Origin of the sequence: Acinetobacter sp. 22301 (genome assembly GCF_052045285.1) — a bacterium.
GTDB classification, from domain to species: Bacteria; Pseudomonadota; Gammaproteobacteria; order Pseudomonadales; family Moraxellaceae; genus Acinetobacter; species Acinetobacter pittii.
Map to the genome: position 1 here is coordinate 285967 of NZ_JBQEOR010000001.1, position 23730 is coordinate 309696.

Genomic DNA, 23730 nt, shown 5'->3' on the forward strand with positions numbered 1-23730 from the left:
ATGAGTGCATTATTTATGATTGCAGCAGCAGCTCTCTTGCTCGGTCCATTAATTGCAATTCATGAGTTCGGTCATTATTGGGTGGCACGAAAACTTGGTGTTAAAGTTTTAGTCTATTCCATTGGTTTTGGTCCGACATTACTTAAATGGACATCAAAAAAATCTGGAATTAAGTACCAACTTTCAGCTTTGCCTCTAGGTGGTTATGTAAAAATGCTCGATGAGCGCGAAGGTAATGTTGCAGAGCAAGATTTACCTTATGCATTTAACCGTCAAAAACCATGGAAGCGTATAGCAATTGTTGCGGCTGGACCTTTAATTAATTTGATTTTTGCTGTTTTACTTTTCTGGATTTTATTTTTACCAGCACAGGAACAACTAAATACAAGAGTGGGTAAAGTTATACCCAACTCGCCAGCAGCAACAGCTCAACTACAAGTAGGTGACAAGATTATTGCTGTTGACGGAAAGGAAACGCAAACTTGGGAAAAACTTAATTTTGCTTTGATTGATCGTGTAGGTGAAACTGGTAGCTTGAATATCGATGTAGATCGTGCAGGTACTGAGAAAAATATTGTTTTACCAATTAAAGATTTTTTAAAAAACCAAAATGAATCAGCTTTAGATGTATTAGGTTTTTTACCCTATCGTCCCGTTATTCCTGCTGTTGTAACGGAGTTGACTGCAGATGGGGCAGCAATTCGTCAAGGAATGAAAGTCGGTGATCGTATTGTTTTAATTAATGGTCAAGTAATGAAAGACTGGTTTGATGTTGTGGAAGTTGTGCAACATTCACCAGAAAAATTGCTAAGTATTGATGTGTTGCGTAATGGTCAACTCGTTCATTTGCAAGTCATGCCTCAAGGAAAGCGTGACAATATGGGGCAAGTGAGCGGTGTCTTAGGTGTAAAAAGTGATGCAGGAAAAATTACAATTCCTGACGAATATAAGCAAACAATTCAATATACTCCAATACAAGCTTTCCAGATGTCGCTAGATAAGACTGGCCAAATCTCTAGCATGATATTGAGTTCGATAGTAAAAATGGTTAAGGGTTTAATTGGTTTAGAGAATCTTTCTGGACCAATTACAATCGCGAAAGTAGCGGGACAAAGTGCAGAAATGGGATGGCAGACTTTCATCTCATTTATGGCTTTAATGAGTGTAAGTCTTGGAATTTTAAATTTATTACCAATTCCAATGCTAGATGGTGGACATCTCGTTTATTACATTATTGAGGCTATTCGTGGTAAGCCTGTTTCTGAACAAATACAAATGTTTGGTCTAAAAATTGGTATGGTACTGCTCGGTAGTATGATGCTTTTAGCTTTATTTAACGATTTTATGCGTTTGTAAACGTATATGGATTTATAACTTACTGGAAAAACTGGCATGCGGCACACACATTTTTTAATGCCTTTGGCACTTGTTAGCGCTATGGCAGCGGTACAACAAGCATATGCAGCTGATGATTTCGTTGTTCGAGATATTCGTATAGATGGATTGGTCCGTCTAACTCCTGCAAATGTTTCTACCATGTTGCCAATCAACAGTGGCGATCGCGTTAATGAACCGATGATCGCAGAAGCAATTCGAACATTGTATGCCACTGGACTTTTTGACGATATTAAAGCATCAAGAGATAACGATACTTTAGTTTTTAATGTCGTAGAGCGCCCAATTATTTCAAAGCTTGAATTTAAGGGTAATAAACTTATTCCTAAAGAGGCTTTAGAGCAAGGCCTCAAAAAAATGGGCATTGCTGAAGGCGAAGTTTTTAAGAAGTCAGCTTTACAAACAATTGAAACTGAATTAGAGCAGCAATATACTCAGCAAGGCCGTTATGATGCTGATGTAACTGTTGATACGATAGCTCGTCCAAATAACCGTGTTGAACTTAAATTAAATTTTAATGAAGGTACGGCTGCTAAAGTTTTTAATATCAATATTATTGGTAACACTGTTTTTAAAGACAGCGAAATTAAACAAGCTTTCGCAGTTAAAGAAAGTGGCTGGGCTTCTGTTGTAACCCGTAACGACCGTTATGCTAGAGAGAAAATGGCAGCGAGCCTTGAAGCTTTGCGTGCCATGTATCTGAATAAAGGTTATATCAATTTTCATATCAATAACTCTCAGCTTAATATCAGTGAAGATAAAAAGAATATCTTTATTGAAGTTGCTGTTGAGGAAGGTAGCCAGTTCAAATTCGGTCAAACCAAGTTTTTAGGTGACGCACTTTATAAACCTGAAGAACTGCAAGCTTTAAAAATTTATAAAGATGGCGATACCTATTCTCAAGAAAAGGTAAATGCTGTTAAGCAATTGTTATTGCGTAAATATGGTAATGCTGGTTATTACTTTGCAGATGTAAATGTCGTTCCGCAAATTAATAATGAAACGGGTGTTGTTGACTTAAACTATTATGTAAACCCAGGTCAGCAAGTAACCGTACGTCGTATTAACTTTACAGGTAATAGTAAAACTGCCGATGAAGTATTGCGTCGTGAAATGCGTCAAATGGAAGGCGCTTTAGCGAGTAATGAAAAAATTGATTTGTCTAAGGTTCGTTTAGAGCGTACTGGATTCTTCAAAACAGTTGATATTAAACCGGCTCGTATTCCAAACTCACCAGATCAGGTGGATTTAAACGTAAATGTTGAAGAGCAACACTCGGGAACTACAACATTAGCGGTAGGTTACTCACAAAGTGGTGGTATCACATTCCAGGCAGGTTTGAGTCAAACTAACTTTATGGGAACAGGTAATCGTGTTTCGATCGATTTATCTCGTTCTGAAACTCAAGACTACTATAACTTAAGTGTTACCGACCCTTACTTCACGATTGATGGTGTAAGCCGCGGTTATAACGTTTACTATCGTAAAACAAAGCTAAATGATGACTATAACGTTAATAACTATGTTACCGATAGTTTCGGTGGTAGTTTAAGTTTTGGTTATCCAATTGATGAAAACCAAAGCCTAAGTGCCTCTTTAGGTATTGATAATACTAAAGTAACGACTGGTCCTTATGTCTCTACCTATGTCCGTGATTATTTATTGGCAAATGGTGGTAAAGCAACAAGTAAGGGTTCATATTGCCCAACAGATTCTGCTGGTAATTCGCAGATCGATAGTACTACTGGTCAATGTAAAGTTCCTGAAGAGACTTATGATAATGCATTTGAAGGTGAATTCTTTACTTATAACTTGAATTTAGGTTGGTCATATAACACTTTAAATAGACCAATTTTCCCTACTTCAGGTATGTCACATCGTGTAGGTCTTGAAATTGGTCTACCAGGTAGTGATGTTGATTATCAAAAATTAACTTATGATGCTCAAGCATTTTTCCCAATCGGTACTACAGGTTTTGTACTTCGTGGTTATGGTAAGCTTGGCTATGGTAATGATTTACCATTCTATAAAAACTTCTATGCGGGTGGTTATGGTTCAGTTCGGGGATACGATAACAGCACTCTGGGACCTAAATACTCAAGCGTAAACTTACAAGAAACAAAAACCAATGACCCTTCTCCAGAAGAGGTTGGTGGTAATGCTTTAGTTCAGTTTGGTACAGAGCTTGCTTTACCATTACCATTCAAAGGTGATTGGACTCGCCAAGTACGACCAGTCCTTTTTGCTGAAGGCGGTCAAGTATTTGATACTAAATGTGATGTTGGCTCTTATTCTATGATGATGAATGGTCAGCAAATTGCAGATGCTAAAAAATACTGTGAAGACAACTACGGTTTTGATTTAGGCAATATGCGTTATAGCGTAGGTGTTGGCTTCACATGGATCACTATGATTGGGCCATTATCTCTTAGCTATGCATTCCCTCTAAATGACAAGCCTGGTGATGAAACTAAAGAGATTCAGTTTGAAATCGGTCGTACTTTCTAAGTACGACTTGACTAAACAATGAAATAAGGAAACAAATTAAGATGAAAAAATTAAATATATTAATGTTAGGATTAGGCCTTACAGTTTCTGCTATGACGAATGCAGCTGGCTATGGTGTTATTGATCTTGCTAAAGTTGTTGAAAGTAGTACTTATTTAAAACAACAAAATGCAAGTTTAAATCAATCTGTTAAACCAACAACAACTCGTCTTGAGCAGTTGGGTAAAGAGTTAGAAGGTCTTCAGCGTCAAGCCCAAACGCAAGGGCAAAAAATGAAAGAAGATGATATTAAAAAGCTTCAGACTCAATATCAGTCAAAATTAAATGAATTTAATTCAACTCAACAAGGCCTGCAGTCTAAAGTTCAAACTAGTTTGCAAGGAATGAACTCAACTTTTGAGACTCGTGTGAAGCAAGCAGCTGAACAATTACGAAAAGAAAATAATCTTGACTTCATTTTGAATAAAAATTCGACCGTTGCCTATGACGCTAAATATGATTTAACTGATAAAATGATACAAAAGGTTAATTCAATGAAATAAATTAATGAAAGTGCAACATTATCGTTTAGATGAACTAGCTCACCTAGTTAATGGTGAGTTAGTCGGTGCGGGTAGTCTTCAATTTATAAACCTGGCAAGTTTAGAAAATGCTGAACCTTCTCATATTACTTTCGTAAATGGCGAAAAGTATATTGATCAAGCAAAAGCTAGCCGTGCGGGTGCGTACATTGTTACAAACTCAATTAAAGAACAGCTTACTGATAAACAAAATTTTATTATTGTTGATAATCCTTATTTAGCTTTTGCCATACTTACGCATGCTTTTGATAAAAAGATCACATCAATAGGTATTGAAAGTACTGCTCAAATTCATCCTTCTGCAATTATTTCTGAAAAAGCATATATTGGCCATTACGTTGTAATTGGTGAAAATTGTGTAGTAGGTGAGAACACGATTATTCAGTCTCATACTCGTCTGGATGATAATGTGGAAATTGGAAAGGATTGTTTTATCGATTCTCATGTCACCATTACTGGCGGTTCTAAATTACTTGATCGTGTTCGAGTTCATGCAAGTACTGTAATTGGTAGTGAAGGCTTTGGATTTGCACCATATCAAGATAAATGGCATCGTATCGCACAATTAGGTTCAGTTATCATAGGTAATGATGTCCGCATTGGATCAAATTGTAGTATTGATCGAGGGGCACTAGATAATACGATTTTGGAAGATGGGGTAATTATTGATAATCTTGTGCAAATCGCACATAACGTTCATATAGGTTCCAATACAGCTATTGCTGCTAAATGTGGAATTGCTGGAAGCACTAAAATTGGCAAAAACTGTATTCTTGCAGGAGCTTGCGGTGTGTCTGGTCACCTTTCAATCACTGATAATGTGACTTTAACTGGAATGTCAATGGTCACAAAAAATATTTCTGAAGCTGGTACCTATTCTTCAGGAATTGGATTATTTGAAAATAGTCATTGGAAAAAGACAATTGTACGCTTGCGACAATTAGCAGATGTGCCATTGACCCAAATCACTAAACGACTTGATCATATACAAGCTCAAATAGAGTCTCTTGAATCAACTTTTAATTTGCGTAAATAGAATATTATGACCGAGTCAACTACACCTAAATTTGCCATCCCTGAATTACCAATGCAGATTCAAACGATTCGTCAATATTTGCCGCATCGTTATCCTTTCTTATTGGTTGATCGTGTGACTGAAGTTACTGACAATAGTATTGTTGGTTATAAAAATGTTTCTATCAATGAAGAGTTCCTACAAGGACATTTCCCAGAATATCCGATTATGCCGGGTGTCCTAATTGTAGAGGCATTAGCTCAAGTTTCGGGCGTTCTAGGTTTTATTATGAACAATGAGACGCCAAAACCAGGTTCTTTATTCCTCTTTGCTGGTGCAGAAAAGGTTAGATTTAAAAAACAAGTAGTTGCAGGCGACCAACTTGTATTAAAATCTGAATTAGTAATGCAAAAACGCGGTATCTACAAATATAACTGTACGGCTACCGTTGACGGTATTGTAGCAACAACCGCTGAAATTATGATTTCACACCAAAAAACAGAGCAGGCATGAGCAATCACGATTTAATTCATTCTACGGCCATTATTGATCCATCTGCAGTGATTGCCCCGGATGTCCAGATAGGACCTTATTGTATTATTGGTCCAAATGTGACGATTAGCGCTGGTACTAAATTACATTCACATGTTGTAGTTGGTGGTTTTACCAAAATTGGTCAAAATAATGAGATTTTCCAGTTTGCAAGTGTTGGTGAAGTTTGCCAAGACTTGAAATATCAAGGTGAAGAAACTTGGTTAGAGATTGGAGATCATAATTTAATTCGTGAGCATTGCAGTTTACATAGAGGAACTGTACAAGATAATGCTTTAACTAAAATAGGTAGTCATAACTTATTGATGGTTAATACGCATATTGCACATGACTGTATTGTTGGTGATCATAATATTTTCGCAAATAATGTTGGTGTTGCTGGACACGTTCATATCGGTGACCATGTCATTATTGGTGGTAATTCGGGAATTCATCAATTCTGTAAAATCGATTCTTACAGTATGGTTGGTGGAGCATCTTTAATTTTAAAAGATGTGCCAGCTTATGTTATGGCATCTGGTAATCCTGCACATGCGTTTGGTATTAATATAGAAGGTATGCGCCGAAAGGGTTGGTCTAAGGATACAATTCAAGGCCTTAGAGAAGCTTATAAATTGATTTTCAAATCAGGCCTGACTTCTGTTCAAGCTGTTGAGCAGATTAAAAATGATATTCTTCCGAATGTTCCAGAAGCTCAATTATTAATTGACTCTGTTGAACAATCAGAACGTGGTATTGTGCGTTAAGCCGAGATATTCAAAAAAAGACACCGCAGATCGCGGTGTCTTTTTTTCTTAAAAACTTTTATTTATTAAAAAATTTGGCTTCTTCAGATTTTGGATACTGACTTAAGATTTTAGCTTTATATTGGTTTGCTGATACAGTGTTTTTATCAACATCTTTGGCAATACTGTAGAGTTGATAAAGCGCACGAGGAGCTTTACTAGAATTTGGGTATTGCGTAGCGACTACATTATAGTTCTTTTTAGCTTCATTATAATTTACCGGATCAGTTGCTAAATTAAACTCAGCTAACCAAAAATAGGCATTCCCTGTATAAACGCTATTAGGATGATTTTTGATAAAGTTTTGCATTGGAGCAATCGCTTTTTTCGCTCCACCTTGTTTGTAGGCATCTAAAGCGACAGTATAAGCTGCTTTTTCAAGTTCTACAGGGTTCGATTGATTTTGCGTAGTAGGCGATGAAGCTGGTTGTGTTACTTGCGTTTGTGAGGGGGAAGTAACTTGACTTGCAGCAGTTGTAGTAGTACTAGCTGCTTTATTGTCGGTAGGAGGAGCTTCTGAGCTGCCAGTAGCTGTAGCATCACTACTTGCTGTATTGTCTGGCGTTGCACTTTCTGGATCTACTTTTTGATTCAGTAATTCCAAACGCTGGTCTAAATCAGTATAGCGATTAGATAAATCTTTTTTCAATTGTTCAATATCATTCGATTGTTCTTCTAACTGCCCGCGTAAGGTACGTATATCATTTTCTAATTGTTGGTTTTTTTGCATCAATTCCCAATTTAAATTACTAGGGACTGACGCGTTATTCGATGAAGTGTTAGTTGAACTACCACCACTTTGACTTAAACCGCGCGATTCAATTGGAATATTTGCATAGAGAGAAGTAGTGCTCATTAAGGCAATAAATAATAAAGAATGCTTCATCAATCGCATGAGTATAGGTCCATAATTTTATGTAAAAGCTAACTTGAGAAGGGAATATGTAAACTATTCACATTAGCTATCTAAGGTTTTAATTGATCATTGCAATTAAAACAGCTAACAATATAAATGCAAGAATAGTTTACAATCTTCAAGCATATTTTATTCAAAATAAGTATCAAGAAAGAATATAAGATAAGAGATTCTAGGAATTTATATGTTTTTGACGATGAATTAATCAATTGAAACATAAACTTGCTTAAAATTGAGAAGAAGGCTTGCAACTCTTTTAAAAATCTCTATACTCTGTTTTGCAATGGTAGCCCCGCTGGTGGCTTCGCAATTGTACTCTGTGAACCCCGCCAGGACCGGAAGGTAGCAACGGTAGCAGATCTATGATGTGCCGAAGTTTTGCTAGTGGGGTTGCCACCATCTTCTAATCCGATCTCCGTTGGATTGCCTTCATAATTACATCTAAATCAAATCCTCTATATTGTAAAAACCTCATCTGTTTTGCTTTAAGTTTAGGATCTTTTTCTACTTCTTCACCAAACTTTTTCACTTTAAGTTGATAAGCCTGTTCCACCCAATCAATATTATGAATTTCATCTGCAATTAAATCATTTTCGATTTGTTTAGTTTTTAAAGCTTGTTTAATGCGTTTTGGCCCTTTACCTTTACGAATTTGGCTAGCTAATGTTAGTTCTGCAACGCGTTGGTCACTTTGATAATTTTGCTCAGATAACTCTTCAACAAGTTGCTTAACCTCTTCAGGGTTTTGTGCGTAACGATTCAATTTCTCGATCAGTTCTGCTTTCGAATAATCTCGACGAGTCAATAATGCAAAAGCATATGAGCGCAAACGTTGCCCTGTAAGCAAAGCGCGTTGTTGGGGCTGTTCTTCTGTTCTTTTGAACATATTTAATATTTCCTTGTAAAAAACGCCCCGAAGGGCGTTTTAAGACTTATAAGCGGTAATTAAGACTCTAATAAAAGATCTTCTTCTTCATCTTCCACTTGTACAGCACCATTAGTACCCGTAGTTAGCAGTTGTTCACGGATAATCTTTTCAATTTCTCCAGCCATTTGAGGGTTCTCTTCAAAGTGGCGGATAACATTGTTTTTACCTTGGCCAATTTTATTGCCTTGATATGAATACCAAGCGCCTGCTTTTTGCACGATATCTTGTTGTACAGCTAAATCTACAAGTTCGCCAAGCTGGTTTGTACCTTTACCATATAGGATTTGGAAAATAGCTTCTTTAAAAGGAGGAGCCATTTTGTTTTTAACAACTTTAACTCGAGTTTCAGAGCCGATGATTTCATCACCTTCTTTGACCTGACCAATACGGCGGATATCTAAACGTACAGAAGCATAGAACTTCAATGCGTTACCACCAGTCGTAGTCTCAGGGCTACCAAACATTACACCAATTTTCATACGGATCTGGTTAATGAAAATAACCATACAGTTCGAGCGTTTAGCGTTACCCGTAATTTTACGTAATGCCTGACTCATTAAGCGAGCTTGTAAGCCCATGTGAGAGTCACCCATTTCGCCTTCAATTTCTGCTTTAGGAGTAAGAGCAGCCACTGAGTCGACAACGATTAAATCAATTGCACCAGAGCGAACTAGCATGTCTGCAATCTCAAGTGCTTGTTCACCGTTATCAGGTTGCGATACAAGTAGATTATCAATGTCCACACCGAGTTTACGTGCATATTGTGGATCTAATGCGTGTTCTGCATCGATAAATGCACAAGTACCACCAGCTTTTTGACATTGTGCAATCGCTTGGAGAGTCATTGTGGTTTTACCAGAAGATTCTGGACCATAAATCTCAACGATACGACCTTTCGGTAAACCGCCAATCCCCAATGCAATATCTAAAGTCAAAGAACCTGTAGATACAGCTTCAACTGCTTGAACAGTGTTGTCACCGAGACGCATCACCGTATTTTTGCCAAATTGCTTTTCAATTTGACTTAGCGCGGCTTGTAATGCTTTGCTTTTATTCTCATCCATCTCAAAAACCTCAATACTCTAAGTTCATCACGTTTAACCCAAGTGGATGCATTGAATCTCAACTTGTTTCACAGGGCTAATAGTGACAGATTTTTTCTATAGCTTCTATGTGTTGTCTGTGTGTGTGCGACACAACTCGACGTTTTTATTCATCACCATACGACCAGTGTTGATCATTGTCCTGTTTAAACCGATTAATCTGTCTACGATCCTTTTTACTCGGTCTATGATCAGGTCGAGCAAGATTATGCAATTTTCGTTGGGATGCAATCAACTCCCGTCTAGCAATACTTACTTCTGTTTCTTCATAAAGTTGCTGGGCAACTGGTGCTGGACCACGTGTATTCGAAAGCGCTTTTACGACAACGGTTTTTTTATCAAAACCTTGTTGAATAATCAGTTCCATCCCAACACGAATTTCTTTGGAAACTTTTACACGCTCATTATTGTGATGTACTTTACCTCCTTCGATTGCTGCTTTAGCAATTGAACGAGTTTTAAAAAAACGAGCAGCCCATAGCCATTTGTCGATACGCATGGTCTCTACAGCATCGTTTTCAAGCGATTTTGACATCATTATCCTTTCTATCAATTTGATTTAATATAGACAGCAATTCTGTAAGTCGATCTAGCGCTTTATACTCTAAATCCTCATGCTTTCTTACATCCTTTAGACTTGAGGGCTGTAAGATAGTAAACAAGTGCCTGATACCAAATTTTTCAGCTGTTTTTAGTACAGGAGCTGTATCATCAATAAAAATGGTTGCGTCTGGGTCGAAAGGGTGTAATTTTTGGAGCTCTTGCCAAAAATGAATATCTTCTTTTGCATAACCAATTTGCTCACTCGATACGATTACGTTAAAGAAGTCTTCAATTGCAATATTATCGAGCTTTAATCGTAAACTTGCACGGTCAGCATTTGTAACTAACCAACAATTATATCTTTGCTTTTTCAGTTCCTGCAGAAGCTCAATACAACCTGAGCGAGCTTGAATTTTTGTCTGAAACTCTTGCTGTAATTTGAGTACATCAACGCCTACAGTTTTAGTCCAATAAGCTGATGAATACCAAACAAGCGTATGTCTATGTGATTGATAAAACTGATATAGTGTTTTTTGGCTTTGGTCGAGTGGAAGTTGATGGATCTCTGCATGTCGCTTAGGAAGACATTCATTCCAGATGAAATCATCAAAAGCGAGATCTAATAAAGTTCCATCCATGTCAAACATTATGATTTTAGACATATCTAAATATCTCCAAAATCATTCAAAGCAAATTTTTTAAGACACATCTACCATATATCCTTTTTAAAATCATAAATTAAAGAAGCTTGGGATATAAAAAATTAATTTAAAACTCCGCGCACTAATTTTTTTCAAAAGTTGTTTAAATTAATGTGATGGGTAGGGAGGATAAATGATTTGAAAATTATAGCGTGTAATTTTGCAAAACAGGAAACAATAATAAATGCTTTTTAGTAGAAAACTTTTCCTGTGTTTAAAGTAAGAATAGGGTGCCAAAGTTTTGCAATTAAGAAATCTTAAAAGTCATCTATATTTATGGTTAATTTTGCTTACATAGGATACGTATTGACATACATTTTATAAATTGAAGGATACTTGTTTAAAGTTATATTTAAATTTACCCCTAATAAGAATTTAGAGAAAGCAATGAAAATTGGATTTATTGGCGGAGCCAATGACGGTATTGTAATCAATGCTGCTGATGGCCTTGATACTTATAAGCTTGAATGGCATTACAAAGCAGAAAAGCACTGTGAAACACAGCCAACATTAGGTCTTAATGGGCCTGAGTATGATTACTACAACCTATTAATACTAAGAAAAAATAAAGAGGCTAAACTCTTTTATGTACTCACTACAATGGGAAAAGATGATATCGCGAGTAAAATCCATGAGTATTGGGAGTGCTCTACATCTGTTGGCTATGATTTCGATGATTAAGAAAATTTTTATTAATAATTTAAAATTTTGACTTTAATCAAAAAATAAATGAAGAGCTTGTAATTTCATATAACACATGTGCTTTTAGTTGGTGATGGAGAGGAACCTTGGGATGATCAAAGTTTTTAACTTTGTGCATTCCAAGTCTTTCCATGACGGCTTGAGAGGGTGTATTTATGTTAGCGGTAAATGAAACGATCTTATCTAAATTCAGTACATTAAAACCATAGTCTAAAGCCGCTTTTGCTCCTTCAGTTGCATAACCTTGTTTCCAGAAGTCTTTTGCAAGTCGCCACCCAATTTCCACACATGGGGAAAAGTCAAATTGTTCAGGTTGGCTATGTAAACCAATAAACCCGATAAATTGATGAGTTTATTTTAATTCTACTGCCCAGAAGCCCCAACCATTTTTATCAATGAGAGATGAAATTTTTTGGATTAAATTAAGGCTTTCTTGGGGTGTTAATAGAGTTGGGAAAAATTGCATAATATCTTGATCCAAGCCCATTGTTATGAAAGGCTCAACATCACTTTCTTTCCATTGTCTTAAAATTAAACGTTTTGTTTCGATCATGAGATGTCTCTTTAATAAAAATAAGGGATTAAAGTGGTTTTTGCACAATCTTTTGTAAAATGATCTTGGAATTGATGCTCACTACACCTTTTATTTTATTTAAGGTATTAATGACGAAATGAGAAAAAGAACTCAAATCTTTGGTCGCAACGTGTAAAACATAATTAGATTCGCCAGTAATAATATATGCATTAATGACTTCATCAAAATTTTTGATCTGACTTAAAAAGAAGTTGTGATCATTTTCTGTGAGTTGGGCAAGCTTTATTTCGACAATTGCCTCAATTTTTATACCTAGTTTTTCATAATTAACTTTCGCTTGATATTTTTCAATTACACCATTGCTTTCTAAAATTTTAACTCGCCGATGACAAGCTGAAGCCGAAAGGTTAACGAGATCGGCCAGTTCTTGGTTACTTAACCGAGCATTATCTTGTAAATGTTTTAAAATTTTAAGATCAATTGCATCTACATTCATTTTCGAATTTCATCCATGTTTTTTAATTTTAATTCGAATTTTATACGAAAATAGTAAATTTTAATCAAATATTATCGAATAAATCGAAAGAATTAGCGTGATAAAATTCAAATACAAAGGAAATGTTGAAAATAGGTGAAATAACAAATGATTACTCACGAACAATGCCTCTATTGGGATCAGGAAGATGAACTCAAAAAGTTTAAAGACGAATTTGCACTACCAGAAAATGTCATTTATTTAGATGGTAATTCTTTAGGCGCAAGACCAAAAAAATCATTAGAGGTTGCTCAGCATATTATTGCAAAAGAGTGGGGTGAGGACCTCATTAATAGTTGGAATAAAGCAGATTGGTGGGGACTACCGACTAGACTCGGAGATAAAGTCGCGCAGCTTATCGGTGCTGAAAAAGGTGAAGTGGTTATTTCAGACTCAACGACCCTAAATTTATTCAAAGTTCTATCAGCAGCGGTAAAAATTCAAGCTGAAAAATTTCCGGAACGTAAAATTATTGTTGCAGAAAAAGATGCCTTTCCAACCGATATTTATATTATTGAAGGCTTTATAGACTTGATTCATCAGGGTTATCAAGTTGAATTGATTGATGGCACCGATGATTTATCTCGTGTTCTAGCAAAAGATGTGGCGGTAGTTGTTCTTTCTCATGTGAATTATCGGACTGGATATTTCTATGATATGGAGTCTATTAATCAACAAATTCACGCTAAAGATGCTTTGATTATTTGGGATTTATGTCACTCGGTTGGTGCAGTGCCTATGGATCTTAATCAGAGCAATAGTGATTTTGCGATTGGTTGTACTTATAAATATTTAAATGGTGGCCCAGGTTCTCCAGCGTTGTTATGGGTAAATCGAAAGCATCGTGATCAGTTCTGGCAACCTCTCTCAGGCTGGTGGAGCCACAAAAAACCTTTTGATATGGCTCAGCACTATGAACCAGCTAACAGTATCCGTCGTTACTTGTGCGGAACTCAACCCATCATTTCTATGAGCCTAATTGAATGTGGTATCGATATTTTCTTACAAGCTGATATGCAACAAATACGCGAGAAATCACTCAAATTAACTGATTTGTTTATTCAACTTATTCAACAAGAATGTGCTCAGTTTGGCTTTGAACTCATTACCCCTTTAAACCATAAATATCGTGGCAGTCATGTCAGTTACAGACATGAGTTTGGCTATGAAATTATTCAGGCGCTTATTACGCGTGGGGTAATTGGGGATTATCGAGAGCCGGAAGTATTACGTTTTGGAATTACACCTTTATATCTAGGATTTGAAGATATTTGGAATGCCGTACAACAACTTAAGCAAATTATGCTGAATAGTGAATGGAAAAATGAGCGTTATCTGGTGCGCAGTGAAGTGACCTGATCGTTAGAGATCAATATCAGAAAAATGGCTAGGAGGGCCTATGGGCAGTTTTGATGAAATACAAAATCGAGAAGCGGGTTTACATAAAAAATTATCCGCAAAACAGATGGGAATGATTGCAATTGGAGGAGCGATTGGTACAGGGCTGTTCATGGGAAGCAAGTTCGCAATTAGCTTTGCTGGCCCTGCCGTCATTGTGAGTTATGCTATTGGTGGCTTAATCGCATTTGCTATTATGGCTTGTTTGGCTGAGATGACGGTCCAGCACCCTACGTCAGGCTCATTTGGGGCATATGCTGAGCATTATATAAGTCCGCTTGCTGGGTTTTTAGTCCGTTATTGTTATTGGGCATGTATTGTATTAGCGGTCGGTACAGAAATTACAGCAGTTGCTGACTATATGAAATTATGGTTTCCTCATGTAGGTTCTTGGGTCTGGATTGCCTTTTTCTCGCTAACCTTACTTGTTGTTAATGCATATAGCGTTAAAGCTTTTGGATTGGTTGAATATTGGTTTTCGACCATAAAAGTCTTTGCAATTATTGTATTTATTCTTTTAGCAATTGGTATTTTGACTCAAGGTCATGGAGGAACAGCTCAGGTTGTCTCTAATCTAACCGAGCATGGGGGCTTTTTCCCTCATGGTTTTAGTGGAGTCTGGATCGGAGTAATCATTTCAATATTTAGCTATTTAAGTATTGAAATGATCGCTGTAGCGGCAGGTGAGGCTAAAGATCCAGAAAGAGCAGTTAAGAAAGCTTTTAAAAGTACGGCAATTCGCTTAATCCTATTTTATTTACTGTCTTTATTTCTCATTGTGGCCCTTGTTCCTTGGACAACTTTAATTGGAGCTGACGCAACCAGCCCTTTTGTGATGGTGATGAAAATTGTAGGGATTCCATATGCAGACAGTATTTTAAATTTTATTGTAATTGTCGCGGCCTTATCAGCTATGAATAGTATGTTGTATATCTCAACACGTATGCTATTTAGCTTGTCACGAGCAGGAGATGCGCCAAAACTATTTGGTCGTATTAGTCATAATGGCGTACCAATTAATGCGTTGTTATTGTCAGCAGTAGGTATTGGGATCGCGAGTATTGTTTATACCATTAATCCGAACTCGGCATTCCCGATCATGATTGCTTTATCTATGTTTGGTGCGTTGTTCACTTGGGGCAGTATTTTTGTTACCCATATGTTTTTTAGAAGGAATATGGCAAGAAAAGGAGAACAGTTAAAATTTAAGGTTCCAGCGAGCCAGTTAATTTCACTGTTGGGATTAATCGCAATTTTAAGTATTACGATCACAACGTGGTTTACCAATGAATTCAAGTCAACTTTACAGTTTGGAGTCCCATTAGTTGTTGTTCTTACATTTTTCTATTATTTAAAACGTTCATCAGCCAAGCTTGCTTCAAATAGTCATAAAGAATCTTTGAAGTGAGAGACCTATGCGACTATATGATAATTCTAGAACCGTAGCGAATGAACATGAAATATTGGCAGAATTTAAAAGAACAAGCTTGTTGAGCTATCAAAAATTTACCCATATTGCAGATATCCAATATGGGACGCACCCAAGGTCAACTTTAGATTTTTTCCCATTAGAGCAAGCCAAAAAGACTGTTATTTTTATTCATGGTGGATATTGGCAATGGTGTGATAAATCAGATTTTGCATTCATCGTACAGTATGTTCTAGCAAAAGGAGTCCAGTGCGTTCTTTTAGAATATGATTTAGCACCACAAAGCAAAATTTCAGATATTGCTTCTCAAATTAATCAAGCTCTCGATTTTATTCGAGAGCAAGACTGGAAAACTAATGAGGTAGTTTTGGTTGGGCATTCGGCAGGGGCGCATCTGGCTGCTTTGTCATTAGGCCATCCACTCATATCTGAGATGGTTTTGTTAAGTGGAATTTATGATCTTGAGCCTATACAAAGTACACATTTAAATCATGCTCTCAATCTTTCAAGCGAAGATATCTTAAAATACAGCCCTGTTCATCAGTCAAAACGAATTACTACTCCATGTTCAATTTTCTGTGGTGAACTCGAACTTGATGAGTTGAAATGGCAAAGCCAAAATTATTTTGAAATGAAGAAAAGGCAAGATCAGCATTTTGTTTCTTTCAAGCTTATTCCTAAAATTAACCATTATTCTATTTTAAATCATTACTTTAATAATATTTTAATTTAAGTGTTTGAAATGGAGTGTAATTGAGTAAAGAAAAACAGATTAAACTTATTAGAAGATAAAATGTGAGATAAATCACAACTCAACCTAATTTTTATAAAAATTAAGTATCCTTATTGACCTGACTATAGAACTTAATTAGATTAAAAAGATAGTGCTTTCTCACTAAGCGGCAAAATGTTTAGCTGTTGTTTAGTTGAGTTTCAAGTCCGTAGCTTCCCAAGATGCGGACTTTTTTATTTGATTTTTAAAAACAATAAGATAAATCGAATTTTGTTCTTGGATATGGCATTAATATCTATTTAATGATTAATATGAGTTAATCACATAGCCCTCTGCCAAATAAGAAAAAAACTAGTATTGGCTTTTCATTATTTAACTGGAATTATCATTTAATTAATAGATTATATAAAATATATTTTACCAAACTAACAAAGTGTGAGATTACACTCGGAACTTCATGAATTTGTCATATAGGTTAGATAAATTAAAAACAGAAAAATAAAAGAGAGAAGGCTATAGCACATAATTTAATAATATATAGCATCTGTAAATAATTGGTTTAGTCGGCTCTTATGAGTTGGCTTTTTTATTTTTAAAGGAGTGTTAATGAAAGTACAGTATTTCGAAGGAGGCATGTATAAACATATGTGTCCTGCTTGCGGATATCTTCATTATATTCCTGTACATTATCCTTTCTCTAACGGCAACCAATGGTTTTTTAATGGTAACTTGGAAAAACCGACATTTGATCCCATCATAAGTATAAATGAATATTGTAATTACTTTATTAAAGATGGCTTTATCGAATATAGCGTTAATTGTAGGCATCATTTAGCTGGTTGTAAGGTTGAGCTGCCAGAACTAAAATTAAAAAACTATAGAATATAATTGATTTTGGTATTTATTAATTATGGCCATTTAAAGGACTGCACATTTCCTTAATTATCACATATTTTTGCAATATATCTTTACATATTTGATACTGAACACATATAGTTTAAAAAATTGTAAATCTCTTTTAGTTGAAGGCTATATTATAATTTGCAAGAATTTTCATAACTTACTGTTTTATATTTTTATTTATGGATATCTGGAAATTTTTAAAAAGCTTTAATACAACTGGAACATATCTCATTATTTCTACATTTATATTATTTTTAATGATTATATATTTTTATATTATACATCCTACCTAAACTAAATTATAAATAAAGTAAGATAATTATTTATTCTAAAATGTTTGATGTATTGGTTTATTTGAATTGGTTCTCAATTTTAAATGAAAAAAGATAATAGCATTGTATAGGTCCAAGTTTTATGAAAACATGACGTGGTTATAATATATGGAGAATATAATAAAAATTCCTTTCAAAAGATGTTAATCCCTAAATATAAAGACTGTACTGATCATAACAATGATGTCTAAAGTAAAAAATATGGAGATTTTCTATGAAGTTTTGTCAAGTTTCGACTTTTCTTTTAACAATAGCGCTGAGCCATTTAACCTATGCTGCACCTGCTACAACAAATTCTGTATTAGGCTCATCTGAAGCAAAAGGAATTATTAAAAATCAATATATTGTTATTCTTAATAAGGATGTGGGTTCTTCTAACGAGTTTGCACAAGGTATTGCTAAACAACATGGTGGGAAGGTATTACAGACCTATGATGCTGTACTTAAGGGATTTGCAATTTATTTACCCGATGTTGCCGGTACTGCTTTTGTTGAAGCCATGAAAAAAAATCCGAAAGTCGTTTCAGTAGAAAATGACACAATCATGAAAGTTGATGCCACTACCCAAAGCAACCCAGATTGGGGACTAGATCGTATTGACCAAAAAAACTTACCTCTAGATTCAGCCTATTCGTACTTACAAACAGGTTCAGGTACAACTGCTTATATTGTTGATACAGGAATATTGTCTACACATCAACAGTTCTCTGGACGGGTATTAAGTGGCTATACCGCGATATCTGATGGTAATGGAACAAGTGACTGTCATGGTCATGGTACCCATGTGGCAGGAACAGTTGGTGGTAGTACCTATGGGGTTGCCAAGAATGTAAGCTTAGTGCCTATTCGGATTTTAGGATGTGATGGTTCTGGTGCTTCGAGTAATGTGATTGCTGGTTTAGATTGGATATTAAAAAATGGTAAAAAGCCAGCTGTAGTGAATATGTCTTTAGGTGGTGAAGCAAACGCATCTTTAGATAGTGCAGTAGAAAACTTATTTAATAATGGTTATGTAATGGTTGTGGCTGCAGGAAACTCGAATACAGATGCATGTAGTTCTTCTCCTGCCAGAGTAAGTAAGGCAATTACTGTTGCTGCTACAGATAGTACAGATACTCGAGCTAGTTATTCGAATTATGGTAGTTGTGTTGATATTTTTGCGCCTGGAAGCCAGATTAACTCTTCTTGGATTGGCAGTAATACAGCAACTAAAGTTTTGAATGGAACTTCAATGGCAACTCCACATGTTGTCGGTGTCGTAGCTGAAATGTTGCAAAGTACGCCTACAGCAACACCTCAGACAATCTCAACTAATCTTTTAAACCAAGCAAGTAATAATGTGGTAAAAAATCCTTCAGGTAGCCCAAATCGGTTGCTATATAAATCTGCGCAGTAAAAGCAGTTATTTAAATTAAAAAAGGTCCCGAAGGACCTTTTTTAGATTTTTGCATGAGTACCGTATTTATCAATCATGATTGAGCTGGCTTCATTTAAACCGCGAACCGTTACCTGAATACCGTTCTTTTGAAATTTATTTACTACTGAATCTAGCATGGCAACTGAAGTCACATCCCAAATATGAGAATGGGTGAGATCAATAATGACTTCTTTAACTTTTTCTTTAAAGTTAAAACTTTGCATAAATTTTTCAGATGAACTGAAAAATATTTGGCCTCTTAATTCATATAAACGAGCTTGATTTTCGAATGAAGTTTTTATACGAATATCATTTTCAAGTTTATTTGCTAAGAAAAGTGCTGAAAGTAATACCCCAGTTAATACACCTAACGCTAAGTTATGAGTAGCAACCACTACAATAACGGTAGCGATCATAACGACATTACTACTTTTAGGATTATTTTTAAATTGAGTCAGAGAACTCCACTCAAAAGTACTGATAGATACCATAATCATGACTGCAACCAAAGCAGCCATAGGGATTACTTTTAACCAATCACTTAAAAATACAACGAGAATAAGTAAGAATATTCCCGCGCAGAAAGTAGATAAACGTGTACGGCCACCAGATTTTACATTAATCATTGATTGACCAATCATGGCACAACCAGCCATACCACCCATGAAACCTGAAGCGATATTTGCTATACCTTGACCTTTACATTCTTGAAATTTATCACTAGATGTATCTGTCATTTCATCAACGATTGTTGCAGTCATCATTGATTCAAGTAAGCCAACCGCGGCAAGGGCTAAAGAATATGGAAGAATAATAAGGAGGGTTTCTAAATTTAAAGGAATATTCGGAATTAGAAATATAGGTAACGTATCCGGTAATGATCCCATATCACCAACCGTTCGAACGTCAAATCCTAAAAAAATAGCGAGTAATGTGACTACTACAATACAAATAAGGGGCGAGGGAAAGAACTTTCCAATTTTTGGAATATAGGGGAAAAGGTAAATAATTCCTAAACCAATTGCTACTAGTAAGTAAACATGCCATGTCACATTTACCAATTCTGGTAATTGAGCCATAAAGATGAGTATGGCGAGGGCATTAACGAATCCAATAACCACCGATTTAGAAACAAAACGCATGAGTTTAGCGAGTTTGAAATATCCTGCCAAAATCTGTATAACGCCAGTTAATACTGTTGCTGCAAATAAGTATTGAAGACCATGATCCTTTACAAGCGTTGTCATAACCAAAGCCATTGCGCCTGTAGCCGCCGAAATCATAGCCGGACGACCGCCTACGAAAGAAATAATAACGGCAATACAAAAGGATGCATATAAACCGACTTTGGGGTCTACACCCGCAATAATTGAAAATGCAATTGCTTCTGGAATTAAAGCAAGACCCACAACAAGACCGGAAAGAATATCTGCGCGGACATTAGAGAACCATTGTTCTCGGACATTGGATAACATGAGAAATAGCCTAAGTTCTAAATTTTGAAAAGGCTAGTGATGTGATATACCAACACAAGCGACTACACCACATCACTAAACAGTGATGAGTTATTTACAATAGATAAGGGTAAATAAACTTAAGGTGGCGTAAGTGTCATAGGTATAGAGAGTTTGAGGCATTTAAAAGTGCCCGAAGAATAGCATAAGTTTTTAAGGCTGACTAATCTAAGTCGACTAAACCGATTTAATCATAATTTTTCATTTCAGCTTTTGGCATTGAGGCAAATTCATTCGCAGGCATATCTAAGAAAAAATCTTTGGCTTCAGAATGAGTGCAGTTGAGCCAATCATTTCTAAGATCGTCTGGTATTACAATAACTGAGCGTTTTTCATCATCCGGTTTATGAAATTGTTTCATAAAAGGGTGATGATCAGCATTAATTGTTAATAGCGACATTGACCTAACTTTCTGTTCATCTATAAGTGTTTCTTCATAGATTGCAGCAAGGGTAAAAGGTTGCCCATCTTGACGGAAAATACCATACCAATGTGCTTTCCCATTGATATATTTAGGTTCATAAATAGCTTCAACAGGAATAAGCGCAAACTGGTCATTTAACCAAGCATGTTTAAAAGAGCGCTTTTGTTCTACTGTCTCTGTTCTCGCATTATAAGTTGCATATTTGAATGCGATTTCTTTGGCATAAGGAGGAAGCATTCCAAATTTAGCTTTTCTCCACTCAAGCTCATTTTCATTCGATAAAATGAGTGGACAATCATCACTTGGGAAAATATCCATCTTATATTCAAAAGTGGGTTCAAATAACTCTAATTGATTGGCATGTATTTTCTTAATAGGTTTAAAGTTTGCACACATAAGACACCTTCGTTGTAAAAATAGCTCTCAATTACAGCTTCTAACTTTTAGTCTTTAGTGATGTATATTTTTATAATTAGAATTGTCTCTTTGAGTATTAATTTTTAACTATCAATTACTTCGTTAATAAATATTTATTTAACTCATGGCCATTTCAAAAAAGTTTCAGATATAAAATTAATAGAATAGATAAATCGTATAGTTAAGTTGCTCATCTTAAAGAGAGTTTATTCAGTTTTAATAGCTACTTTTATGCAACAGAGCCTTTCAGAAATTTAGATTTTAATAGATTCGTTATTCATCATAATACAAATCATATAGAGAACTCGTACAAACCAGTTGCTAAAGGTTTAAAAATTCTCGGAAAATTTTGACAATTTATAAGGTGGACACATGAATAAACATTTATTGGCTAAAATTGCTTTATTAGGCGCTGCTCAGCTAGTTACACTCTCAGCATTTGCTGATGTTCCTCTAACTCCATCTCAATTTGCTAAAGCGAAATCAGAGAACTTTGACAAGAAAGTTATTCTATCTAATTTAAATAAGCCACATGCTTTGTTGTGGGGACCTGATAATCAAATTTGGTTAACAGAGCGCGCAACAGGTAAGATTTTAAGAGTGAATCCAGAGTCGGGTAGTGTAAAAACAGTTTTTCAGGTGCCTGAGATTGTAAATGATGCTGATGGACAAAATGGTTTGTTAGGCTTTGCCTTCCATCCTGACTTTAAAAATAATCCTTATATCTACATTTCAGGTACATTTAAAAATCCGAAATCTACAGATAAAGAATTGCCTAATCAAACTATTATTCGTCGTTATACCTATAATAAATCAACAGATACGCTCGAGAAGCCAGTAGATTTATTGGCAGGATTACCATCATCGAAAGACCATCAGTCTGGTCGTCTTGTCATTGGTCCAGATCAAAAGATTTATTATACGATTGGTGACCAAGGGCGTAACCAGCTTGCTTATTTGTTCTTGCCAAATCAAGCACAACATACGCCAACTCAACAAGAACTGAATGGCAAAGACTATCACACCTATATGGGTAAAGTACTACGCTTAAATCTTGATGGAAGTATTCCAAAGGATAATCCAAGTTTTAACGGGGTGGTTAGCCATATTTATACACTTGGACATCGTAATCCGCAGGGCTTAGCATTCACTCCAAATGGTAAATTGTTGCAGTCTGAACAAGGCCCAAACTCTGACGATGAAATTAACCTCATTGTCAAAGGTGGCAATTATGGTTGGCCGAATGTAGCAGGTTATAAAGATGATAGTGGCTATGCTTATGCAAACTATTCAGCAGCAGCCAATAAGTCAATTAAGGATTTAGCTCAGAATGGAGTAAAAGTAGCCGCAGGGGTCCCTGTGACGAAAGAATCTGAATGGACTGGTAAAAACTTTGTCCCACCATTAAAAACTTTATATACCGTTCAAGATACCTACAACTATAACGATCCAACTTGTGGAGAGATGTCCTACATTTGCTGGCCAACAGTTGCGCCGTCATCTGCCTATGTCTATAAGGGCGGTAAAAAAGCAATTACTGGTTGGGAAAATACATTATTGGTTCCATCTTTAAAACGCGGTGTTATTTTCCGTATTAAGTTAGATCCAACTTATAGCACTACTTATGATGACGCTGTGCCAATGTTTAAAAGCAACAACCGTTATCGTGATGTGATTGCAAGTCCAGATGGGAACGTTTTATATGTATTAACTGACACTGCCGGAAATGTTCAAAAAGATGATGGCTCAGTAACAAATACATTAGAAAATCCAGGATCTCTCATTAAGTTTACATATAAGGCTAAGTAATACAGGCCATTAAAAAACCGATCTATTAAAGATCGGTTTTTTAGCTTTAGAAAACTATTCAGTTACGACTAATACCGGTAAATGAATTTCTCCTAAAAGGGCTTGAGTCACACTTCCTAAGAAGAACTTTTTAAACCCTTTTCGCCCATGTGAGCCAATCACTAATAAATCTGCTTTTAGCTCATTAGCTGCTTTAATAATTTCTGTGTGGATTGTTTGACCCTCAACAATTTTTGTTTCAACAGAAATTCCATGTTGGCTAAATTGTTCTTTAGCTTGGTCTAAAATGCTCTGAATCGATGCTCTAGCTTTATTAAAATAATCCTGTGCTAATTCTGTACTATCAATGAATTCTACAGAAATGAAAGGATCTATAGTAAGCGCATATACTAGAGTCACTTTACTGCCAAAGGCTTTAGCAATTGCTGTTGCATGATTGACGGCAATAAGTGAAGTAGGAGAACCATCGACTGGAACCAAGATATGGTGATAACTCATATATTGCTCCTTATTGTCTTGTGACAATGTATGGTGCGGGAACACCGAAATTATTAT

General features: G+C 35.8%; 22 protein-coding genes, 1 other RNA gene and 1 pseudogene. 14 read left to right on the plus strand and 10 right to left on the minus strand.

All coding sequences use genetic code 11. The features are described from left to right. Genes rseP through lpxA form a run of 6 tightly spaced genes read left to right on the plus strand, consistent with a single transcriptional unit; the run spans position 1 to position 6797 of the window. The gene (gene rseP / locus ACTJJH_RS01350; protein ID WP_032036523.1) at positions 1-1356 is read left to right on the plus strand and encodes an RIP metalloprotease RseP; all 1356 of its coding nucleotides are present in this window, start codon (positions 1-3) and stop codon (positions 1354-1356) included. Between the two features lie 36 nt (positions 1357-1392). After that, complete coding sequence (gene bamA, locus ACTJJH_RS01355; RefSeq protein ID WP_032036521.1) at positions 1393-3903, plus strand: outer membrane protein assembly factor BamA; 2511 nt, start codon at positions 1393-1395, stop codon at positions 3901-3903. 41 nt (positions 3904-3944) lie between these two features. Further along, the gene (locus ACTJJH_RS01360; protein ID WP_016145644.1) at positions 3945-4445 is read left to right on the plus strand and encodes an OmpH family outer membrane protein; all 501 of its coding nucleotides are present in this window, start codon (positions 3945-3947) and stop codon (positions 4443-4445) included. 4 nt (positions 4446-4449) lie between these two features. Next, entirely contained in the window at positions 4450-5520 is a 1071-nt protein-coding gene (gene lpxD, locus ACTJJH_RS01365; RefSeq protein ID WP_032036519.1) for a UDP-3-O-(3-hydroxymyristoyl)glucosamine N-acyltransferase, read from the plus strand. A gap of 6 nt (positions 5521-5526) precedes the next feature. Further along, entirely contained in the window at positions 5527-6012 is a 486-nt protein-coding gene (gene fabZ / locus ACTJJH_RS01370) for a 3-hydroxyacyl-ACP dehydratase FabZ (RefSeq protein ID WP_002115603.1), read from the plus strand. Further along, entirely contained in the window at positions 6009-6797 is a 789-nt protein-coding gene (gene lpxA / locus ACTJJH_RS01375; protein ID WP_440600588.1) for an acyl-ACP--UDP-N-acetylglucosamine O-acyltransferase, read from the plus strand. Before fabZ ends, lpxA begins: the two co-directional genes overlap by 4 nt. Before the next feature lie 58 nt (positions 6798-6855). Here the strand turns inward: lpxA and ACTJJH_RS01380 are convergent, their stop codons facing one another. Beyond that, positions 6856-7731 carry a YbgF trimerization domain-containing protein gene (locus tag ACTJJH_RS01380; protein WP_167563429.1) on the minus strand — a complete coding sequence of 292 codons (876 nt, stop codon included), beginning with the start codon at positions 7729-7731 and terminating at the stop codon, positions 6856-6858. Between the two features lie 314 nt (positions 7732-8045). On the opposite strand from ACTJJH_RS01380, the gene ffs reads away from it, so the two are divergent. Further along, positions 8046-8142, plus strand: an RNA gene (gene ffs, locus ACTJJH_RS01385) — signal recognition particle sRNA small type. A gap of 13 nt (positions 8143-8155) precedes the next feature. On the opposite strand, the gene ACTJJH_RS01390 is transcribed toward ffs, so the two are convergent. The 4 genes from ACTJJH_RS01390 to ACTJJH_RS01405 all read right to left on the minus strand — a co-directional run bounded on the left by ACTJJH_RS01390 (position 8156) and on the right by ACTJJH_RS01405 (position 10988). Then, positions 8156-8638 carry a regulatory protein RecX gene (locus ACTJJH_RS01390; RefSeq protein ID WP_005068912.1) on the minus strand — a complete coding sequence of 161 codons (483 nt, stop codon included), beginning with the start codon at positions 8636-8638 and terminating at the stop codon, positions 8156-8158. A 59-nt stretch (positions 8639-8697) separates the two neighbouring features. Next, the gene (recA, locus tag ACTJJH_RS01395) at positions 8698-9744 is read right to left on the minus strand and encodes a recombinase RecA (protein WP_002115680.1); all 1047 of its coding nucleotides are present in this window, start codon (positions 9742-9744) and stop codon (positions 8698-8700) included. Positions 9745-9889: 145 nt separating this feature from the next. Then, the gene (locus tag ACTJJH_RS01400) at positions 9890-10318 is read right to left on the minus strand and encodes an RNA-binding S4 domain-containing protein (RefSeq protein ID WP_005068915.1); all 429 of its coding nucleotides are present in this window, start codon (positions 10316-10318) and stop codon (positions 9890-9892) included. Next, entirely contained in the window at positions 10302-10988 is a 687-nt protein-coding gene (locus tag ACTJJH_RS01405; RefSeq protein WP_440600589.1) for an HAD-IA family hydrolase, read from the minus strand. The genes ACTJJH_RS01400 and ACTJJH_RS01405 overlap by 17 nt, the downstream gene beginning before the upstream one ends. Positions 10989-11414: 426 nt before the next feature. Between ACTJJH_RS01405 and ACTJJH_RS01410 the strand changes: the two genes are divergently transcribed. After that, positions 11415-11708, plus strand: coding sequence for a hypothetical protein (locus ACTJJH_RS01410; protein ID WP_014206979.1), 294 nt, complete (start codon positions 11415-11417; stop codon positions 11706-11708). Between the two features lie 37 nt (positions 11709-11745). Here the strand turns inward: ACTJJH_RS01410 and ACTJJH_RS01415 are convergent. Both ACTJJH_RS01415 and gigD read right to left on the minus strand, forming a co-directional pair. Continuing rightward, positions 11746-12282 (minus strand): annotated as a pseudogene (locus tag ACTJJH_RS01415) (GNAT family N-acetyltransferase). A gap of 28 nt (positions 12283-12310) precedes the next feature. Then, positions 12311-12760 carry an Lrp/AsnC family transcriptional regulator GigD gene (gene gigD / locus ACTJJH_RS01420; RefSeq protein ID WP_017386002.1) on the minus strand — a complete coding sequence of 150 codons (450 nt, stop codon included), beginning with the start codon at positions 12758-12760 and terminating at the stop codon, positions 12311-12313. Between the two features lie 147 nt (positions 12761-12907). Between gigD and kynU the strand changes: the two genes are divergently transcribed. From kynU to ACTJJH_RS01445, 5 genes are all read left to right on the plus strand, one after another. Then, positions 12908-14158, plus strand: a complete 1251-nt coding sequence (gene kynU, locus ACTJJH_RS01425) for a kynureninase (protein ID WP_440600590.1) — start codon at positions 12908-12910, stop codon at positions 14156-14158. A gap of 40 nt (positions 14159-14198) precedes the next feature. After that, on the plus strand, positions 14199-15605 hold the full coding sequence (locus tag ACTJJH_RS01430; protein ID WP_440600591.1) for an amino acid permease: 1407 nt from the start codon (positions 14199-14201) through the stop codon (positions 15603-15605). A gap of 7 nt (positions 15606-15612) precedes the next feature. Further along, on the plus strand, positions 15613-16359 hold the full coding sequence (locus ACTJJH_RS01435; RefSeq protein WP_440600592.1) for an alpha/beta hydrolase: 747 nt from the start codon (positions 15613-15615) through the stop codon (positions 16357-16359). Between the two features lie 606 nt (positions 16360-16965). Continuing rightward, a complete protein-coding gene (locus tag ACTJJH_RS01440) occupies positions 16966-17247 on the plus strand; it encodes a DUF6527 family protein (protein WP_005073920.1) in 282 nt (93 codons plus the stop codon). A gap of 561 nt (positions 17248-17808) precedes the next feature. Beyond that, entirely contained in the window at positions 17809-18990 is a 1182-nt protein-coding gene (locus tag ACTJJH_RS01445; RefSeq protein WP_440600593.1) for a S8 family peptidase, read from the plus strand. Positions 18991-19031: 41 nt separating this feature from the next. Here the strand turns inward: ACTJJH_RS01445 and ACTJJH_RS01450 are convergent, their stop codons facing one another. Together ACTJJH_RS01450 and ACTJJH_RS01455 are read right to left on the minus strand one after the other, a co-directional pair. Beyond that, positions 19032-20486, minus strand: a complete 1455-nt coding sequence (locus ACTJJH_RS01450) for a SulP family inorganic anion transporter (protein ID WP_044102182.1) — start codon at positions 20484-20486, stop codon at positions 19032-19034. Positions 20487-20712: 226 nt separating this feature from the next. Then, on the minus strand, positions 20713-21345 hold the full coding sequence (locus ACTJJH_RS01455) for an SOS response-associated peptidase family protein (protein ID WP_199985349.1): 633 nt from the start codon (positions 21343-21345) through the stop codon (positions 20713-20715). Between the two features lie 393 nt (positions 21346-21738). Between ACTJJH_RS01455 and ACTJJH_RS01460 the strand changes: the two genes are divergently transcribed. Next, positions 21739-23175 (plus strand): glucose/sorbosone family PQQ-dependent dehydrogenase, encoded by a 1437-nt coding sequence (locus ACTJJH_RS01460; protein ID WP_440600594.1) that lies wholly within the window; start codon positions 21739-21741, stop codon positions 23173-23175. Between the two features lie 54 nt (positions 23176-23229). Here the strand turns inward: ACTJJH_RS01460 and ACTJJH_RS01465 are convergent, their stop codons facing one another. After that, entirely contained in the window at positions 23230-23673 is a 444-nt protein-coding gene (locus ACTJJH_RS01465; protein ID WP_002120966.1) for a universal stress protein, read from the minus strand. Positions 23674-23730: the final 57 nt, after the last annotated feature.

Excerpts from the sequence above, each read along its gene's own strand:
- rseP (WP_032036523.1), top strand. The coding sequence starts at position 1 with ATGAGTGCATTATTTATGATTGCAGCAGCAGCTCTCTTGCTCGGTCCA.
- bamA (WP_032036521.1), top strand. The coding sequence starts at position 1,393 with ATGCGGCACACACATTTTTTAATGCCTTTGGCACTTGTTAGCGCTATG.
- ACTJJH_RS01360 (WP_016145644.1), top strand. The coding sequence starts at position 3,945 with ATGAAAAAATTAAATATATTAATGTTAGGATTAGGCCTTACAGTTTCT.
- lpxD (WP_032036519.1), top strand. The coding sequence starts at position 4,450 with ATGAAAGTGCAACATTATCGTTTAGATGAACTAGCTCACCTAGTTAAT.
- fabZ (WP_002115603.1), top strand. The coding sequence starts at position 5,527 with ATGACCGAGTCAACTACACCTAAATTTGCCATCCCTGAATTACCAATG.
- lpxA (WP_440600588.1), top strand. The coding sequence starts at position 6,009 with ATGAGCAATCACGATTTAATTCATTCTACGGCCATTATTGATCCATCT.
- ACTJJH_RS01380 (WP_167563429.1), bottom strand. The coding sequence starts at position 7,731 with ATGCGATTGATGAAGCATTCTTTATTATTTATTGCCTTAATGAGCACT.
- ACTJJH_RS01390 (WP_005068912.1), bottom strand. The coding sequence starts at position 8,638 with ATGTTCAAAAGAACAGAAGAACAGCCCCAACAACGCGCTTTGCTTACA.
- recA (WP_002115680.1), bottom strand. The coding sequence starts at position 9,744 with ATGGATGAGAATAAAAGCAAAGCATTACAAGCCGCGCTAAGTCAAATT.
- ACTJJH_RS01400 (WP_005068915.1), bottom strand. The coding sequence starts at position 10,318 with ATGTCAAAATCGCTTGAAAACGATGCTGTAGAGACCATGCGTATCGAC.
- ACTJJH_RS01405 (WP_440600589.1), bottom strand. The coding sequence starts at position 10,988 with ATGTCTAAAATCATAATGTTTGACATGGATGGAACTTTATTAGATCTC.
- ACTJJH_RS01410 (WP_014206979.1), top strand. The coding sequence starts at position 11,415 with ATGAAAATTGGATTTATTGGCGGAGCCAATGACGGTATTGTAATCAAT.
- gigD (WP_017386002.1), bottom strand. The coding sequence starts at position 12,760 with ATGAATGTAGATGCAATTGATCTTAAAATTTTAAAACATTTACAAGAT.
- kynU (WP_440600590.1), top strand. The coding sequence starts at position 12,908 with ATGATTACTCACGAACAATGCCTCTATTGGGATCAGGAAGATGAACTC.
- ACTJJH_RS01430 (WP_440600591.1), top strand. The coding sequence starts at position 14,199 with ATGGGCAGTTTTGATGAAATACAAAATCGAGAAGCGGGTTTACATAAA.
- ACTJJH_RS01435 (WP_440600592.1), top strand. The coding sequence starts at position 15,613 with ATGCGACTATATGATAATTCTAGAACCGTAGCGAATGAACATGAAATA.
- ACTJJH_RS01440 (WP_005073920.1), top strand. The coding sequence starts at position 16,966 with ATGAAAGTACAGTATTTCGAAGGAGGCATGTATAAACATATGTGTCCT.
- ACTJJH_RS01445 (WP_440600593.1), top strand. The coding sequence starts at position 17,809 with ATGAAGTTTTGTCAAGTTTCGACTTTTCTTTTAACAATAGCGCTGAGC.
- ACTJJH_RS01450 (WP_044102182.1), bottom strand. The coding sequence starts at position 20,486 with ATGTTATCCAATGTCCGAGAACAATGGTTCTCTAATGTCCGCGCAGAT.
- ACTJJH_RS01455 (WP_199985349.1), bottom strand. The coding sequence starts at position 21,345 with ATGTGTGCAAACTTTAAACCTATTAAGAAAATACATGCCAATCAATTA.
- ACTJJH_RS01460 (WP_440600594.1), top strand. The coding sequence starts at position 21,739 with ATGAATAAACATTTATTGGCTAAAATTGCTTTATTAGGCGCTGCTCAG.
- ACTJJH_RS01465 (WP_002120966.1), bottom strand. The coding sequence starts at position 23,673 with ATGAGTTATCACCATATCTTGGTTCCAGTCGATGGTTCTCCTACTTCA.